Below are 13,567 nucleotides of genomic sequence, written 5' to 3'. Positions count from 1 at the left end.
GGCGTAGAGGCAGACTTGGCGGTGCGCTAGAAGAGCGCGGTGGCGTCGGGGTCGCCCTGGATGTCGGGCGCGCTCACGCCGGCCGAGGGCATGAGGAGGACGGGCAGATGCCCGGGCTCAGGCCGGTTGATGGGGGCGCCGAGGTCCGCGCCGGGGGTGGCGGCGCGCAGCTCGGAGCCGGGGCTGACCAGCTCGGGGGTGCCGATGTTGCCGGAGGTCAGCGGGTTGGGCAGCGGCGTGCTGACGTGCGTGCTGGGCAGCGCGCTGTCGACCGGGATGGCCGGGACCATGTTCGTCGGCAGGAGCTTGCCCTTCACGTAGCGCGGGCCGTTCGGCGCCCCGGGGATGGGGAGCGGCATGCCCGTGCTCAGAGTGGGGGCTTCGAACGGAAGGACGTTGTTCAGAACGTAAAGGGGAGGGCCGATCGGAACGGTCGGGGCCGATGCGATCGCCGCGGCCGGCGTCACCGCCGCCGCGGTCGCCATGCATGCCATGACGCTCGCCAGTCCCGCACGTGAGGAGGTTCCCATGGATGTTCTTTTTCCTTCCCTGGCCTACGCTGCCGTGTTCGCCCTGCAAGAACGATCCCGACGCCTTGATCACTGCAAAGTTCCCCTGCTTGCAGCAACGCGAAGTCAATACGGGGTGCTCGTATTGACGGGGCGTGCCCTTGGCCCGGCTCGGGCGTTGTAGCCGACATGAACGTACGTCGATGCCTTGCCGCCGCCGCAGCCGGAACCGCGCTCGCCGCCGCCATGTCCCCCGCCGCCCACGCCCTCGACCTGGGCGGCACCCTGAGCGGCGCGGCCAGGACCACGACCGCCGCGGGCGCGCAGGTCAAGCCCGCCGCCGAAAGCGCCGTCGGGGACAGGCTGGGGCGGAAGGTGGCCGCCCTGAAGACCGGTGTGAGGGCCGGCACCGAAGCGGTGACGGCCGCCAACGACGCGGTGCGCGCCGGTCACGCGCTGGTGAGCTGAACTCCGATCGACCCCCGACTCCCGTTGCGCGACGGCCGTGTGGCGGCCAGGACGGTGCGAGCGTGACCCACCCCCGGACCCTCCCGGCCCCCACCGACGATCTCGCCGACCCGGCGTTCTGGAAGCTGCCGCCCGCGCAACGCCTGGCGCGCTTCGCGGAGTTGCGCGCCGAGCCGCGCCCGGCGTTCTTCACCGAGCGCCGGGCCACCCGGCACCGCCCCGAACAGGGCTTCTACGCGCTGGTCCGGCACGCCGACGTGCTCAAGGCGAGCCGCCTGCCGCGGGTCTTCGCGAGCGCGCCGGGGGTCACCTCGCCCGAGCCGGCCCGCTGGGTGCGGGCGGTGTTCGGCGATTCGATGGTCAACCTCGACGGGGCCGACCACACCCGGCTGCGGCGCATCGTCCAGCAGGCGTTCACCCCGCGCCTGCTCGCCGAGACCGAGGTCAGCATCCGCGATCTCGCCGTACGCATCGTCGACGACATGGTCGCCGAGCGGCCGGACGAGTTCGTCTCGGCGGTGGCCTCCCGGATGTCGTTCGAGGTCATCTGCGCGATGCTCGGCGTGCCCGACGTCTGCCGACAGCGCATCGCCCGCCAGATCGACCGGGCCTCCGAGCACGCCGGCGTACGGCGCAGCCTCGGCGCCCGCCTGCTGAGTCCCGGCAAGGGGCTGCGGGCGCTGGCCCGGATGGAGCTCACGGTGGCCCGGCTCGGCCGCGAGCGGCGGCGGCGCCCGACCGGCGACCTCATCTCGGCGCTGGTGCGCGCCGACATGGACGGACAACGTCTGACGTACCGTCAACTCGGTTCGTTCTTCTCGCTGTTGCTGGTCGCCGGGGTCGAGACGACCCGAAACGCCATCGCCCACGCGCTGGCCCTGCTGACCAACAATCCCGATCAACTCGCCCTGCTGCTTTCCGACTTCGAGAAGTACGCGGACGGCGCCGTCGACGAGATCGTGCGCCATTCGACGCCCATCATCCAGTTCCGCCGGACCGTCACCACCCGCTATGCGATGTCGGGCCACACCTTCCTGCCCGGCGACAAGGTGATGCTGCTGTACGCGTCCGCCAATCGCGACGCGTCCGTCTTCACCGATCCGGACGTCTTCGACATCACGCGCGACCCCAATCCGCATCTGGGGTACGGGGGCGGCGGCCCGCACTACTGCCTCGGCGCGCATCTGGCCCGCCTTGAGATCAAGGCCGTGCTGCGCGAACTGCTGACCCGGCCGCTGGTCCTGCGCACGCTCGGCGAACCCGAGCTCGGCACGTCCAATTTCGACCATCGCGTACGCAAGCAGCATTTCGCATTTGATGTGACCAAGCCCTGAATACCCGGGCCTGCCCCGGTACGCGTGCCCTCTTCGTGCAAGCGGCGTTGTACCGGGCATGAACACTCACCACCGTCTGAAGGCCGCCACCGCCGCGGCATCGCTCCTGCTCCTGGCCGCGCCCGGCATCGCCGCCGCCGACGCGAGCACGGGACACGCCGCCGACGCGAGCGCGGGACACGGCAGCGCCTCCGAGTTCGGCCAGCCCAAGGTGCTCGGCGGGCAGGGCAGGGTCGCCGAGGCCCTCACCAACGGCATGTCCATGATGAGCGGGGCCCTCCAGCGCGGAGGCGGCACGGCCGGAGCCAACTGAGACCCGGACCCGCCGGAAGGCCGCCCCGATGGCCCTGTCGCCCCGGAGCGCCCCGCCCTCGTGGAAGGCCGCGCTGTGCGCGCTGGTCCTGCTGTTCTCGGCGCTGGTTCCGCTGGCGTCCGAGAGCCACCGGCAGGGCCCGCTGCCTCCCGGGTCCAGCACCGCGGCGGGCGTCTTCACGGGGTCGGACGCGACCGGCATCGGCCGGCTCGCGGCCGTCGAGAAGTGGCGCGGCCGGGGTCTGCTGCTCGCGGGCCACACCTATCTGCCGGGCCGTACGTGGCGCGACATCGAGGGCCCGCCGGGGCTGCTCGCACCCTGGGCCCGCTGGCGCCACCTGCGCGCGGACCGGGTCTTCGTCCTCAACGTGCCGATGCTGGACCGCAGCGAGTACGGCCTGCCCGACGAGCAGGTGCGCGAGCTGCTCCGGCAGGGCGCCGGCGGCACCTTCGACGGCCACTTCAAGCAGCTGGCCGACCGGCTCGTCTCCCTCCAACTACCCGACACCGTCGTGGTGTTGGGCTGGGAGATGAACGGCGTCACCTACACCCACCGGTGCGGCCCCGACCCCGCCGCGTGGCAGGCGTACTGGCGCCGGATCGTCACGGCGATGCGTACGGCGCCGGGCCAGCGGTTCCGGTTCGACTTCGCGCCGAGCCGGGGGCGGGACGCCGTGCCGTGGCCCGACTGCTATCCGGGCGACGCCTACGTGGACATCATCGGCATGGACTCCTACGACCAGCCCGAGGGCATGTCGTTCCGCGGCCAGGTCGAGGAGCCGTACGGGCTGCGGGCGCAGGTGGAGTTCGCCGCCCGGCACCACAAGCCGGTCTCGTACCCCGAGTGGGGGCTCTTCCGCAACGGGGACGACGCGGACTACATCCGCAAGATGGCCTTCTGGTTCCGCACCTACCGGCCCGTCTACCAGACCCTGACCGACTACTGCCCACACGGCGTGTGGGAGTGCGGCAGCAATCCGAAGGCCGCGCGCGCCTACCGCGCGAGGTGACCGGGCGGCATCCCCGTACGAGGCGGGTTGCGCCGTGTGGGGGCGCTGGCTGCGCCGGACGGGTTGTCTGTCCTGCGCGGCTCGCGTGGTCCAGGGGCCGCATCGGCGCTGATCCCAATTATGCGTATCAGCATCTGATCTCCCTCCGGATTTCCTGTTGAAGGGTCACAGGCATGTACAAGTTCACGGGTCCCGCAGTGCGGGCCGCTCTCGTCGCGGGGCTGGTCTCCGCGCTGGGCACTGGGTATGCGGCGTACGCCGCGGACCACCCCGCCCCGGTTCCGCCGCACGACGCGTGCGACCCGCACTCCGGCGCGGGAAAGGGAAAGGGACACGGCCCGGGCAACGGGCCCGAGGCCGCTCCCCGACAGCACTACGCGCACTCCGCCCTCGCCGGGAGGTGGGGCGAGGAGCCCCCTGCCTCCGACGGGACCGAGGAGTCCGGCTCCGGCCAGGAAATGCCGTGGTCGCCGGCCCCCACCGGCACCCCGCCGAAGCACACGCCCACCCCGACCCCGACGGCCATGCCGACCTGGGGCACGCAGTCCCCGACGGCCTGGCCCACGCCGAGCCCGTCGGGCAGTACACCGCCGACCGGACCGCCGAGCTCTCCCCCGGACACGTGGACGTCGACTCCCACGCCGACGTACCCGAGCAGCACCCCGCCCGAGGAGACGCCCACGGCGCCGGCGCCGAGCCCGTCCGCGTCGGCCCCGCCGCACCTCGCGCACACCGGCGCCGACTCCAAGGCCTCCCTGCTCGGTGCGCTGAGCGCGGGCGCGATCGTCACGGGGGCCGCGGCGGTCGCGCTCACCCGGCGGGCGTCGCGCGGCAAGTGCGAGAAGTAGCCCCGCCCCGCCGGTGACCGGCGCAGAACCGTTTTGGACGCGGGTGTCCGTTACCTATGACCGATCGACACGTTGAAGTGAAATGACGACTGCGAGTCTGCGGTCGCGTGTCCATTCAAGGAGAACTTTGATGTCTCGTATCGCGAAGACGGCCGCTGTCGTCGCCGGAGCGGGCGCCGTGGCGCTGGCCGGTGCGGGTATTGCCGCTGCCGACGCCGGCGCCGAGGCGGTCGCAGCCCACTCCCCCGGAGTCGTCTCCGGCAACCTGCTCCAGGTCCCGGTGCACGTCCCGGTCAACCTCTGCGGCAACTCGGTCAGCGTCATCGGGGCGCTGAACCCGGCGTTCGGCAACACCTGCGTCAACGAGGACAGCCACCACGAGGGCGGCTACGGGGACTAGTCCCCCACCTCCGGCCGGGTGTCCTCGCGACGGCCGGCCGGTCCCGAATTCCAGCGGTACCTGCGGCCTCCCGGATTTCTCCCCCCGGGAGGCCGTCGCCGTGTCAGGCGTAGCGGTAGATCCCGCTGTGGTCCAGGAGCGTCGAGGGCGCGACGTCGAACGGCGGCATCAGCTCCCTGAGCGCAGCCACCCGGCCGTGCTGCGGGTCCCCCTCGGGGGGCGGCGCCTCCGGGAGATAGCGCTCGGACCTGGGGTGGGCGGCCTGCCAGCGCGACCAAAGGCTGTCGATGTACGCGTGGTGGAGCCAGAACACGGGGTCGTTCACGGCGGCCGCGCCGACCATGATGCCGCTGACCCAGCGGTGCACCTGGTTGTGGTTGCGGAACCGGGCCTCGCCCGAGCCCGTCGTCCAGCCCTCGATCTTGTTGCGGAACCCGGTCCTGCTGGTGGAGTTCCACGGCGCGACGTCGTAGACGGGATCGGCGAGGGCACGGGCCACGTCGGCGGGGGTCGGCAGCCGGATGGGATTCATGGGGCGGCCCATGTCCCGGGTCAGGAAACGGCCTTCGGTGACGTTGACCGAGATCTCCCACTGCCCGCGGACGTACGCGAAGGGGCCGGTCATGACCTGGAAGTCGCCGCGCCGCCCGTTGCCGCCCATGAAGTCGTCGGACCAGAGCGACGAGGCGGGGGAATTGTCCCGCGTCCAGTCCCAATAGGGCAGCGTGACACGGGAGTTGACCCTCTGCAGGGCCTGCTCGAAGACGAGCAGGAACCGGCGGTGCCACGGCAGGAACGACGGCGCCATGTGCGCGACCCGCAGCCCGGCGCTCCCGTCCGAGACATAGAACGCGATGTGGGTGCGCACGAACTGGTCGTACACGCCGGTTCGTTTGAGTTCGAGTACGGCGTTGACGAAGGCCCTGCGTTCGGCGCTCGTCAGGTTCCGCTGGTTCTTACGCGTGTACACCACCGTCGTCTCCCTCCTCGTGGCCGTGCACGGGTACGAAGGCGAGCCGGGCGGCGCCGAGCTCGGCCGCGGCGGCGCGGGCGGCTTCGCGCGCGGTGGCGTACGACTCGTAGTGGTCCACGGAGCTCAGGTAGCTGCCGTCGGCTCGGCGCATCAGGTCGAGCTGCCGGCCGTCCACGAACGCGGTGACCTCGGTGCCGTCGGCCTCGATGGGCCAGCCCTGGATGCGGTGCCCCGCGTACATCTCGTCGAAGGTGAACCCGTCGTCCGGCTGCGGCGCGGCCGCCCCGGCGGGCTCGCCGTAGGCCGGGGTGGCCGGGATACGGGAGAGCGCGGCCGCGGTGAAGGCGACCGTCGCCGAGGCGAACAGGGCGCGCAGCAGGCCGCGTCGGGCGACGCGCCAGGTGGTGCGGGGTGGGGGCGTGCCGGGCCTGGTGGGCTCGGGGGCTCGGCCCCTGGGGCGGGTGCGGCCCGTCCGGTGTGCGTGCCAGAAGTATGTCGCGTCGTTCATGGGCGTCTCCCTCGTGCTCGCTCGCGCGGACTCGTCCGGCACATGCGTGGGCCCCGGAAACCTTCGTGGTTCCGGGGCCCGTCCAAGCGTCCGCTCTCCTTGTCCGATGCCGGGTTCAACGAGGCCCGGAGTCACAGGAAACGGCCGCCGCCCCATGGCGCGGCGACGGGCGGGCTCTCCCCGGGCCGGTACTGGGTGCACGGCCCGGGGAGGCTTCAACCATGCGACTGGTCAGTGGGGTCAACGCCCGTGCACGCGTGGCGTGTCGGCGGGCGCGGGCGATTCACGCGGTCGGCCCAACGTTCCTGCTCTCAGCCGGTCCAGAAGTCCCACCAGCGGGTCAGGATCAGCATCCCGATGACCCCGATGTGCAGGACGGGCACGACCCAGCCGAACTCGGCGAAAAGGGGCCTGGCCCAACCCGGCGCGGGCAGCGCCCGGTTGACCACATTGAGGGCGGTGACCCGCCAGAAGAGGGCGATGGTGGCGACCCATGCCAGGCAGCACCACAGGCACAGCGCGTCGATCCGGTACAGCGACTCGAACTGGAGCCAGCTGACGAAGCCGCCCCCGGCCAGCGCCCCCGCGTTCAGCGTCAGCCAGTACCAGCGCCCGAAGCGGCCGCCCCCGAGCAGGCTCATGCCGGCACAGCCGACGATCCCGTACGCGACCAGGCCCAGCATGGGGTTCGGGAAGCCGAAGACGGAGGCCTGCGCGCTCTTCATGATGTTGCCGCAGGAGATCACCGGGTTGAGGCTGCACCCGGGAACGAAGTTCGGGTTCCTGAGGAGTTCGAACTCGTCGAGGGTGATGACCCACGAGGCGAGCAGGCCGGCCGCGCCGGTCAGCACGATCAGCCAGGCCGTGCCGCGGCCGGCTCCGAAGGGGGCGCCGCCCGACGGTGGGGGGCCCAAGGGGTCGGTGGCCGGTGCCTGTTGGGGGATCGTCCCGGGGGTGGGCATGGCTGTCGTCTCCGTATCTCGTCCGCGGTGGGGGTCAGCCGCGCAGGCGGCGGACGGGGAGCACGCAGTGGCCGGCGCTGGAAATGGTGTCCTCGTCGCCCGCGAAGGCCCTCAACTGCTCGTCGCTGACGGCGATTCCGGGCCGCGCCCACGGCCACGAGCGGGTGGCGAACATGAACTGGACCGTGCCCCGCTTCTCGGCCGCGACGAGCCATTCGGGCGGCACCGGGCACTGGACGGTCAGCGACGGCATGGTCAGGACGGCCTGGCCGCCTTGGACGATGAGCGTCACCGGGAGCGCGGCCCCGCGGTCCTTGTCGAGCACGCTGCCGGCCGCCATGCCCAGTTCGTCGAGCAGCGCCCGCGCCGCGGCCTCCGCACCCTCGGGCCCCCCGGTCCCGTCACCGAGCGAGTACGCCATGAGGAACGGCACAGCACCGGTCTCGTCGGGGTGTGCGCCGCTCCACGCGATGACGACGAGGGAGCCCAACAGGACTGCCCTGGAGGGCTCTACGGCACTGGCGGGGGAAGTCATGCCGGGACTCTAGGACATTCCGGGCTCAACCCCTCGCGGCCGTCACCCGTCCGGATGAAACGTTCTCGCCGTCCCGTCGCAGGACCCTCCGGGCGGCCGCACCGCCCTTCCGCACCCGGACGCGGCGGAGCGGCTCCGGAATCCCCAACTCCGCGGAGCCGCCCGCCATGCGCTACGAGAGCCGCGCCAACCAGCCCTGTTTCAGTCGGTGTTGGCGCACGCGTTGCCGAACGCCGGGTTCAGGGCGCCGATGACGTTGACCGTGTTGCCGCACACGCCGATCGGCACGTGCACGGGAATCTGCACCACGTTGCCGGAGATGACGCCGGGCGAGTGCGCGGCCGCACCCTGCGCGCCCGCGTCGGCGAAGGCGGCACCAGAAGCGGCGCCCGTGGCGAGACCCGCGGCAGCAAGAGCCAGAGCGGTCTTCTTGACAGAGTTCATGGTGAAACCTTCCGTTCGACGGTTGCCTCAGCGTAGGCAGACGTCCAGAAGTCACCGGAAGCGAACACGCCGGGTTTATTGTCTTTCCCTCGTACAGCGCATGAACGGGCCGTTTATCCGATCAATTCACTGTCAGGAAAGACCTGTTCAGGATGTGGCGATCAGCCGACCGGAAGACCGCCGATGAGCTGGTCCGGGCTGGTCGACCCGTTGGTCTTCCTGATGCTCTTGGCGGTGCCGACCACCGCGGGGCTCAGCGACTCGGCCGACTTGGGGTCGATCAGGTTGGTCTGGAGGGGCTGCGCGTCGGCCAGGTTCGCGTTGGCGACGTTCTGGGCGATCGCGTCGAGGCCGCCGTTCAGGCTCATGGGCGTGAGGTCACCGGCCTTGAAGGCCGGCGCCGCCGGTGGCGTGACGTTACCGGCCGCGAAGGCCGGCGCCGCCGCGCCCACGACCGCGAGGGAGCCGGCGAGTGCCGCAACAACCTTCATCGACTTCATCATCAATCCTTCCGCGGCGAGTTGGATCGCCGTACTGGCCGCACACACCGCCCACCACTGGCACCGCGTGTGTCCCTGAATGCATTGCCCTGCTTCGTCTTGGGTAACGACTCCCGGACGATTGGGAAACCCTTCGGGCATCGATTCATGGGCGGCCGGCCAATTGCGGAAAACGGCAGATACTCGAATGAGATTTCATGAATTGCGGTGCAGATAAGGGCAGTTGGGCAGCACAACTCTGCCGACTTCCGGACAGCCGAGAGCGCCGGTCCCGATGTCGGGCCGGCGCTCTCGGCGGGGGTGCGGCTCAGGCGCCGGGCAGGGGTACCGGCAGCTGGGGCAGGGGCAGGCCCGGCAGGGCGGGCAGCGGCAGGCCGCCGCCGAGCAGGATGGCCAGGATGACGCCGATGAGGCCGGTGAGCACCGCGGTCGCCGCGGCCAGGATGGCCACGACGTCGCCCTTGGTGACGGCGGCGATGAGGTCGGCGATGGCCTTCTTGGCCGCGGCGATGGCGTCGTCCTTGATGTCCACCGGGGCCGCGGCCTTCTGCGGTCCGCCCAACGGAATCCCCGGGGTGGTGGGCGCCGCCGGGGCCGCCGCCTTGACCGCGTCGAGGGCGGCCGTCGCCTTGTTCGCCAGCGCGGTGGCGTCGGCCGGGGACGCGCCGCCGAGCACACCGTTCAGCAGGTCGGTCACGGTCGAGAGCAGCGGCCCGATGGGGCCCAGCTGCTTGATCTGAGCGAGCAGGGCGTCGGCACCCGGTACCGGTACGTCGGCGCGGACCGATCGCGGCGGCTGGAAGTCGGCGGCCATCGCCGTTTCGGCGGATCCGATGACGATCGCGGTCGAAAGGGCCACAGCGACCAGTCTCCGCGGTGTTCGTACGCGCATGAAACGGTTCTCCTTCGGTGAGGCGTGTGAACTTTTCTCACCGTCCGTGGGGCCCACAGCCCCCGCAACCGCGTGGTCGTCCTGTCTGATCGTCAGATCTCCGCCGCACCGCGCCTAGCTGGTACAACTCCGTTCTCGGAGCCTCTTGGTGATTTACCGCCATCCGGGGCAGCACGAAGCCCCGGCGGCTCCTTGGAAGGGGGGGAGCGGCCGGGGCTTCGGCGCGGGACTACTTGTTGACGCAGGTGTTGCCGAACGCCGGGTTCAGCAGGCCGATCACGTTCACGGTGTTGCCGCAGACGTTCACCGGCACGTGGACCGGGACCTGCGCCGCGTTGCCGGACACCACGCCGGGGGAGTGGGTGGCCGCGCCGTGCGCGTCGGCCTCGGCGGAAGCGACGCCGGCCCCACCGGCGATGGCAGCAGCAGCGGCGGCGGTGGACAGGACCAGAGCCTTCGCGGTACGCGACATGGAGAAGCACTCCTCATTGAGAATGATATTGACCGGGTGTTGTCACTCGACCTAGACCCCAACGCGGCCCCGGGCGCCCAGTTTTGCCCCTAACGGGTGAACCCGGGTTTCCGGGGCCGCAAAATCGGCCAAAGGGCGGGTCCGGACCGTGAACACGGGCCGCCTCCACGGTCCGAGGGCGTCACCCCTGCGGCTTACTTGTTGACGCAGGGGTTGCCGAACGCCGGGTTCAGCAGACCGATCACGCTCACCGTGTTGCCACAGAGATTGACCGGCACGTGGACCGGGACCTGGACCAGGTTGCCCGACAGGACGCCCGGCGAACGCTCGGCCACGCCTTCGGCGTGCGCCCCGCCGCCCTGTCCCGTGGCCGCCGCCATACCGGCTCCGAGCAGCACGATCGCGGCGCCGGCGCCCGCCGACACGGCGGACTTGGCAATTCGATTCATCGCTTTTTCCTTTCGGGTGGAGATGAGGCCACCGATACAACGACGGGGTCGTCAACTGGATACGCACGATCGCCCGAAGGAGACACTCCGGCGCACGCATTCATGACGGAACCAGGTTGTAAATACGGTTACAGTGCTCCCCGCCGCCCCCGGCCTGTCAAAGCGCGGGGAACTTCGGCAGCCGGAGCACCGGTTATGCGGAATTCACATGGCGGGCCGCTGCGAGGCGAGCCCCGCAGCATCTTTTTGTTCAGCTTTCATTTCGAGCGCCAGACCGGAGTGACCGCGCATGCCGACGAGAGCGAACACCCCCGGCGGACCCGGAGGGCCGGGGTCCGCGGGGGGCCTGAGCGTCCTGCACCTGGTCCAGCCCGTCGAGGGGGGCGTGGCCCGAGTCGTCACGGACTTGGTGCGGGACCAGCTGCGCGACGGATTCCGGGTCACCGTGGCATGCCCGGAGGAGGGCCCGCTGAGCGCCGAACTGACCCGCCTGGGTGCCCGGGTGCACCCCTGGCGGGCCACCCGCTCGCCGGGCCCCGCGCTGCTCGGCGAGACGGTGCGGGCGGCCCGCCTGATCCGGCGCGTACGCCCCGACGTCATCCACGCGCACAGCGCGAAGGCCGGGGTGGCCGCGCGGCTCGCGGTGCGCGGCAGGGTGCCCACCGTCTTCCAGCCGCACGCCTGGTCGTTCGAGGCGGTCGGCGGGATCGTCGCTCGCCTTTCCCGGGGTTGGGAGCGCGCCGCCGTGCGCTGGACCTCGCGCGTCGTGTGCGTCAGCGAGGGCGAGCGGGCCACGGGGCTGCGGGCCGGCGTCCTCGCACCCTGCTCGGTGATCCCCAACGGCGTCGACCTCGACCACTACCGCGCGCCCGACGACGTGCCGTCCACCCACGACGCGCCCCTGGTCGTCTGTGTCGGGCGGCTGTGCCGGCAGAAGGGCCAGGACGTACTGCTCCGTGCCTGGCCGGACGTCCGCGCCTCGGTGCCCGGCGCGCATCTGGTGCTGGTCGGCGACGGGCCGGGCCTCGCGGCGCTGCGCGCGGCCGCGCCCCGCTCGGTGTCCTTCGTCGGGTCGGTGTCCGACACCGCCGCCTGGTACCGGGCGGCCGATCTGGTCGTGCTGCCCTCGCGCTGGGAAGGGATGGCGCTCGCCCCGCTGGAGGCGATGGCGTGCGGCCGGGCGGTGGTGGTCACCGACGTCGGGGGCTCGGCCGAGAGCCTCGCGCCCGGCCATGCCCCGCTCTGTCTCGTAACCCCGGACGAACCGGCCGAGTTGGCGCGCGCGATCACGCATCTGCTGACCAACCCGGCGCTGCGCACCGTCCTCGCCCGCCAGGGGCACGAGCACGTATCCACCACCCATGACGTGCGGCAGACGGCCCGATGCATCGCGGAGGTGTACCGCGATGTGGCCGCCCTGCAGCGCTCCGAGCACAGGGAACGCATCAGCCAGTGACCGCGGAAAGCATCGTCCCGTCCGCCGGAAAGCCGCCCCACGGCGCCGGGATGTCATCGGGAACCGTTTCGGTGGTCACGCCCCGCGGGGCGCCGGACCACTTCGCCCTGCCCACCGGGCGGCCGCGCGCGGGACGGGCGTTCGTGTCCGCCCTGTTCACGGTGGACTGCGCGGCCGGGCTGCTCGGCATGCTCGTGCTGCCGTACTCCGGGCTGCCGCCCGGGCCCGCCGGGCTGCTCGTGGCCACGGCGCTCGCACTCAACGCCCGGGCCGGGCTCTACCGGCCGACGATGGCACGGGGCGTGCTCGCCGACGTGCCCGCGCTGTTCTTCCGCGCCCTGATCGGCTGGTGCGCCCTTTCGACCGTGCTCGCCCATCAGAGCGCGCTGGTCCACGAGCCGTCCGCCGCGCCGCTCACGGTGTCCGCGGTCGCGGCGGGCTGCGCCGTCCAGACGCTGGTGAGCTGCGCGGGGCGCGGCGCCGCGCTGTGGCTGCGGCGCCGGCGGGCCATGCGCAGGCCCCGGCCCACCCTGGTGGTGGGCCCGGCGGCCACCGCCGTGCGCGTCACGGCCGCGCTGGTGCGCCAGTCGAGCGGCGGCATCCGGCCGGTCGGGGTGGTCGTGCCGCCGTCCGAGAGTGCCGTGGAGGCCGGGCCCGTGCCGGTCCTTCGCAGCCTGGAGGACGTCCAGCGGGCCGTCATCCAGAACGGGGTGCAGGACTGCCTGTTCACCCACGAATCCTCAACTTCCGTCCCACCGGCGCTGCTTGAGGCCATGGGCTGCACGCTGTGGCAGCTGGACACGCGCGCGCCCGGCCACCTCGTACCCCGCCAGCAGTCGGACGAGCTGGCCGCCTTCCCCTGCCGCCCGCTGACCACCGCCCCCGCCACCGCGCCGGGCCTGTTCTTCAAGCGGCTCCTCGACCTGGCCGTCACCGTGCCCGCACTCATCGTCGCGGCCCCCGTCCTCGCGGTGTGCGCGCTGGTCCTTCGCCGCAGCGACGGGCCCGGGGTGCTGTTCCGGCAGGAGCGGATCGGGATGCGCGGGCGGGCGTTCACCCTCCTCAAGTTCCGTACGCTGCGCCCCGACACCGCGCACGAGGCCGCCACCCGCTGGACCATCGCCGACGACCAGCGGATGAGCCGGGCCGGGAACTTCATGCGGCGCACGTCCCTGGACGAGCTGCCCCAGCTGTGGAACGTGATCCGGGGCGACATAAGCCTCGTCGGCCCCCGGCCCGAACGCCCCTATTTCGTGGCCCAGTTCAGCCAGGCGCACCCCGGCTACGCGGCCCGGCACCGGATGCCCGTCGGCCTGACCGGGCTCGCCCAGGTGCAGGGGCTGCGCGGCGACACCTCGATCGAGGACCGGGCCCGCTACGACAACTACTACATCGACCACTGGTCGCTGTGGCAGGACCTGTGCATCCTGCTGCGCACCGCGGTCTGCCTCGTCCGCCCCACGGGGAGCTGAGCGTGCACGCCTTCGCGGCCGCG

The 13,567-nt window shown here is 71.9% G+C and carries 18 protein-coding genes; 8 read left to right on the top strand and 10 right to left on the bottom strand.

Features of this window, described 5'->3' with window-relative positions; all coding sequences use genetic code 11:
* Positions 1-26 precede the first annotated feature (26 nt).
* Entirely contained in the window at positions 27-485 is a 459-nt protein-coding gene (locus OHA17_RS22600) for a hypothetical protein (protein WP_406508107.1), read from the bottom strand.
* 213 nt (positions 486-698) lie between these two features.
* Between OHA17_RS22600 and OHA17_RS22595 the strand changes: the two genes are divergently transcribed.
* The 6 genes from OHA17_RS22595 (at position 699) to OHA17_RS22570 (ending at position 4,881) form a co-directional block, all read left to right on the top strand.
* Positions 699-977, top strand: coding sequence for a hypothetical protein (locus OHA17_RS22595; protein ID WP_406508106.1), 279 nt, complete (start codon positions 699-701; stop codon positions 975-977).
* A gap of 62 nt (positions 978-1,039) precedes the next feature.
* Complete coding sequence (locus OHA17_RS22590; protein ID WP_406508105.1) at positions 1,040-2,311, top strand: cytochrome P450; 1,272 nt, start codon at positions 1,040-1,042, stop codon at positions 2,309-2,311.
* Positions 2,312-2,369: 58 nt separating this feature from the next.
* On the top strand, positions 2,370-2,624 hold the full coding sequence (locus OHA17_RS22585; protein WP_406508104.1) for a hypothetical protein: 255 nt from the start codon (positions 2,370-2,372) through the stop codon (positions 2,622-2,624).
* 28 nt (positions 2,625-2,652) lie between these two features.
* On the top strand, positions 2,653-3,633 hold the full coding sequence (locus OHA17_RS22580) for a glycoside hydrolase family 26 protein (RefSeq protein ID WP_406508103.1): 981 nt from the start codon (positions 2,653-2,655) through the stop codon (positions 3,631-3,633).
* Between the two features lie 173 nt (positions 3,634-3,806).
* Positions 3,807-4,481: a hypothetical protein gene (locus OHA17_RS22575; protein WP_406508102.1), complete on the top strand. Its 675-nt coding sequence runs from the start codon at positions 3,807-3,809 to the stop codon at positions 4,479-4,481.
* Positions 4,482-4,611: 130 nt separating this feature from the next.
* Positions 4,612-4,881, top strand: coding sequence for a chaplin (locus OHA17_RS22570; protein ID WP_053728213.1), 270 nt, complete (start codon positions 4,612-4,614; stop codon positions 4,879-4,881).
* Positions 4,882-4,984: 103 nt separating this feature from the next.
* Here OHA17_RS22570 and OHA17_RS22565 read toward each other — a convergent pair whose 3' ends face one another.
* The 9 genes from OHA17_RS22565 to OHA17_RS22525 all read right to left on the bottom strand — a co-directional run bounded on the left by OHA17_RS22565 (position 4,985) and on the right by OHA17_RS22525 (position 10,616).
* Positions 4,985-5,854, bottom strand: coding sequence for a tyrosinase family protein (locus tag OHA17_RS22565; RefSeq protein WP_406508101.1), 870 nt, complete (start codon positions 5,852-5,854; stop codon positions 4,985-4,987).
* Positions 5,838-6,362 (bottom strand): tyrosinase family oxidase copper chaperone, encoded by a 525-nt coding sequence (locus OHA17_RS22560; protein ID WP_406508100.1) that lies wholly within the window; start codon positions 6,360-6,362, stop codon positions 5,838-5,840. The genes OHA17_RS22565 and OHA17_RS22560 overlap by 17 nt, the downstream gene beginning before the upstream one ends.
* A gap of 311 nt (positions 6,363-6,673) precedes the next feature.
* Positions 6,674-7,324, bottom strand: coding sequence for a vitamin K epoxide reductase family protein (locus OHA17_RS22555; RefSeq protein ID WP_406508099.1), 651 nt, complete (start codon positions 7,322-7,324; stop codon positions 6,674-6,676).
* 34 nt (positions 7,325-7,358) lie between these two features.
* Positions 7,359-7,859 (bottom strand): DUF5949 family protein, encoded by a 501-nt coding sequence (locus tag OHA17_RS22550; protein WP_406508098.1) that lies wholly within the window; start codon positions 7,857-7,859, stop codon positions 7,359-7,361.
* Positions 7,860-8,060: 201 nt separating this feature from the next.
* Positions 8,061-8,303 carry a chaplin gene (locus OHA17_RS22545; protein ID WP_398878473.1) on the bottom strand — a complete coding sequence of 81 codons (243 nt, stop codon included), beginning with the start codon at positions 8,301-8,303 and terminating at the stop codon, positions 8,061-8,063.
* A 161-nt stretch (positions 8,304-8,464) separates the two neighbouring features.
* A complete protein-coding gene (locus tag OHA17_RS22540) occupies positions 8,465-8,794 on the bottom strand; it encodes a hypothetical protein (RefSeq protein WP_159047906.1) in 330 nt (109 codons plus the stop codon).
* Positions 8,795-9,110: 316 nt separating this feature from the next.
* Entirely contained in the window at positions 9,111-9,662 is a 552-nt protein-coding gene (locus OHA17_RS22535; RefSeq protein ID WP_406508097.1) for a hypothetical protein, read from the bottom strand.
* A gap of 262 nt (positions 9,663-9,924) precedes the next feature.
* On the bottom strand, positions 9,925-10,167 hold the full coding sequence (locus OHA17_RS22530) for a chaplin (protein ID WP_406508096.1): 243 nt from the start codon (positions 10,165-10,167) through the stop codon (positions 9,925-9,927).
* 194 nt (positions 10,168-10,361) lie between these two features.
* Positions 10,362-10,616 carry a chaplin gene (locus OHA17_RS22525; protein WP_406508095.1) on the bottom strand — a complete coding sequence of 85 codons (255 nt, stop codon included), beginning with the start codon at positions 10,614-10,616 and terminating at the stop codon, positions 10,362-10,364.
* Between the two features lie 289 nt (positions 10,617-10,905).
* On the opposite strand from OHA17_RS22525, the gene OHA17_RS22520 reads away from it, so the two are divergent.
* The gene (locus tag OHA17_RS22520; protein WP_406508094.1) at positions 10,906-12,072 is read left to right on the top strand and encodes a glycosyltransferase; all 1,167 of its coding nucleotides are present in this window, start codon (positions 10,906-10,908) and stop codon (positions 12,070-12,072) included.
* A gap of 71 nt (positions 12,073-12,143) precedes the next feature.
* On the top strand, positions 12,144-13,544 hold the full coding sequence (locus tag OHA17_RS22515) for a sugar transferase (RefSeq protein ID WP_406508093.1): 1,401 nt from the start codon (positions 12,144-12,146) through the stop codon (positions 13,542-13,544).
* Positions 13,545-13,567 lie beyond the last annotated feature (23 nt).

Origin of the sequence: Streptomyces sp. NBC_00212, assembly GCF_045206365.1 — a bacterium.
In the GTDB taxonomy this organism is placed as follows: domain Bacteria; phylum Actinomycetota; class Actinomycetes; order Streptomycetales; family Streptomycetaceae; genus Streptomyces.
This window is presented reverse-complemented; position numbering and strand designations above follow the sequence as displayed.

Coding starts and splice junctions, on each gene's coding strand:
- OHA17_RS22600 (WP_406508107.1), bottom strand. CDS start 485: ATGGCGACCGCGGCGGCGGTGACGCCGGCCGCGGCGATCGCATCGGCC.
- OHA17_RS22595 (WP_406508106.1), top strand. CDS start 699: ATGAACGTACGTCGATGCCTTGCCGCCGCCGCAGCCGGAACCGCGCTC.
- OHA17_RS22585 (WP_406508104.1), top strand. CDS start 2,370: ATGAACACTCACCACCGTCTGAAGGCCGCCACCGCCGCGGCATCGCTC.
- OHA17_RS22580 (WP_406508103.1), top strand. CDS start 2,653: ATGGCCCTGTCGCCCCGGAGCGCCCCGCCCTCGTGGAAGGCCGCGCTG.
- OHA17_RS22575 (WP_406508102.1), top strand. CDS start 3,807: ATGTACAAGTTCACGGGTCCCGCAGTGCGGGCCGCTCTCGTCGCGGGG.
- OHA17_RS22570 (WP_053728213.1), top strand. CDS start 4,612: ATGTCTCGTATCGCGAAGACGGCCGCTGTCGTCGCCGGAGCGGGCGCC.
- OHA17_RS22560 (WP_406508100.1), bottom strand. CDS start 6,362: ATGAACGACGCGACATACTTCTGGCACGCACACCGGACGGGCCGCACC.
- OHA17_RS22555 (WP_406508099.1), bottom strand. CDS start 7,324: ATGCCCACCCCCGGGACGATCCCCCAACAGGCACCGGCCACCGACCCC.
- OHA17_RS22550 (WP_406508098.1), bottom strand. CDS start 7,859: ATGACTTCCCCCGCCAGTGCCGTAGAGCCCTCCAGGGCAGTCCTGTTG.
- OHA17_RS22545 (WP_398878473.1), bottom strand. CDS start 8,303: ATGAACTCTGTCAAGAAGACCGCTCTGGCTCTTGCTGCCGCGGGTCTC.
- OHA17_RS22540 (WP_159047906.1), bottom strand. CDS start 8,794: ATGAAGGTTGTTGCGGCACTCGCCGGCTCCCTCGCGGTCGTGGGCGCG.
- OHA17_RS22530 (WP_406508096.1), bottom strand. CDS start 10,167: ATGTCGCGTACCGCGAAGGCTCTGGTCCTGTCCACCGCCGCCGCTGCT.
- OHA17_RS22525 (WP_406508095.1), bottom strand. CDS start 10,616: ATGAATCGAATTGCCAAGTCCGCCGTGTCGGCGGGCGCCGGCGCCGCG.
- OHA17_RS22520 (WP_406508094.1), top strand. CDS start 10,906: ATGCCGACGAGAGCGAACACCCCCGGCGGACCCGGAGGGCCGGGGTCC.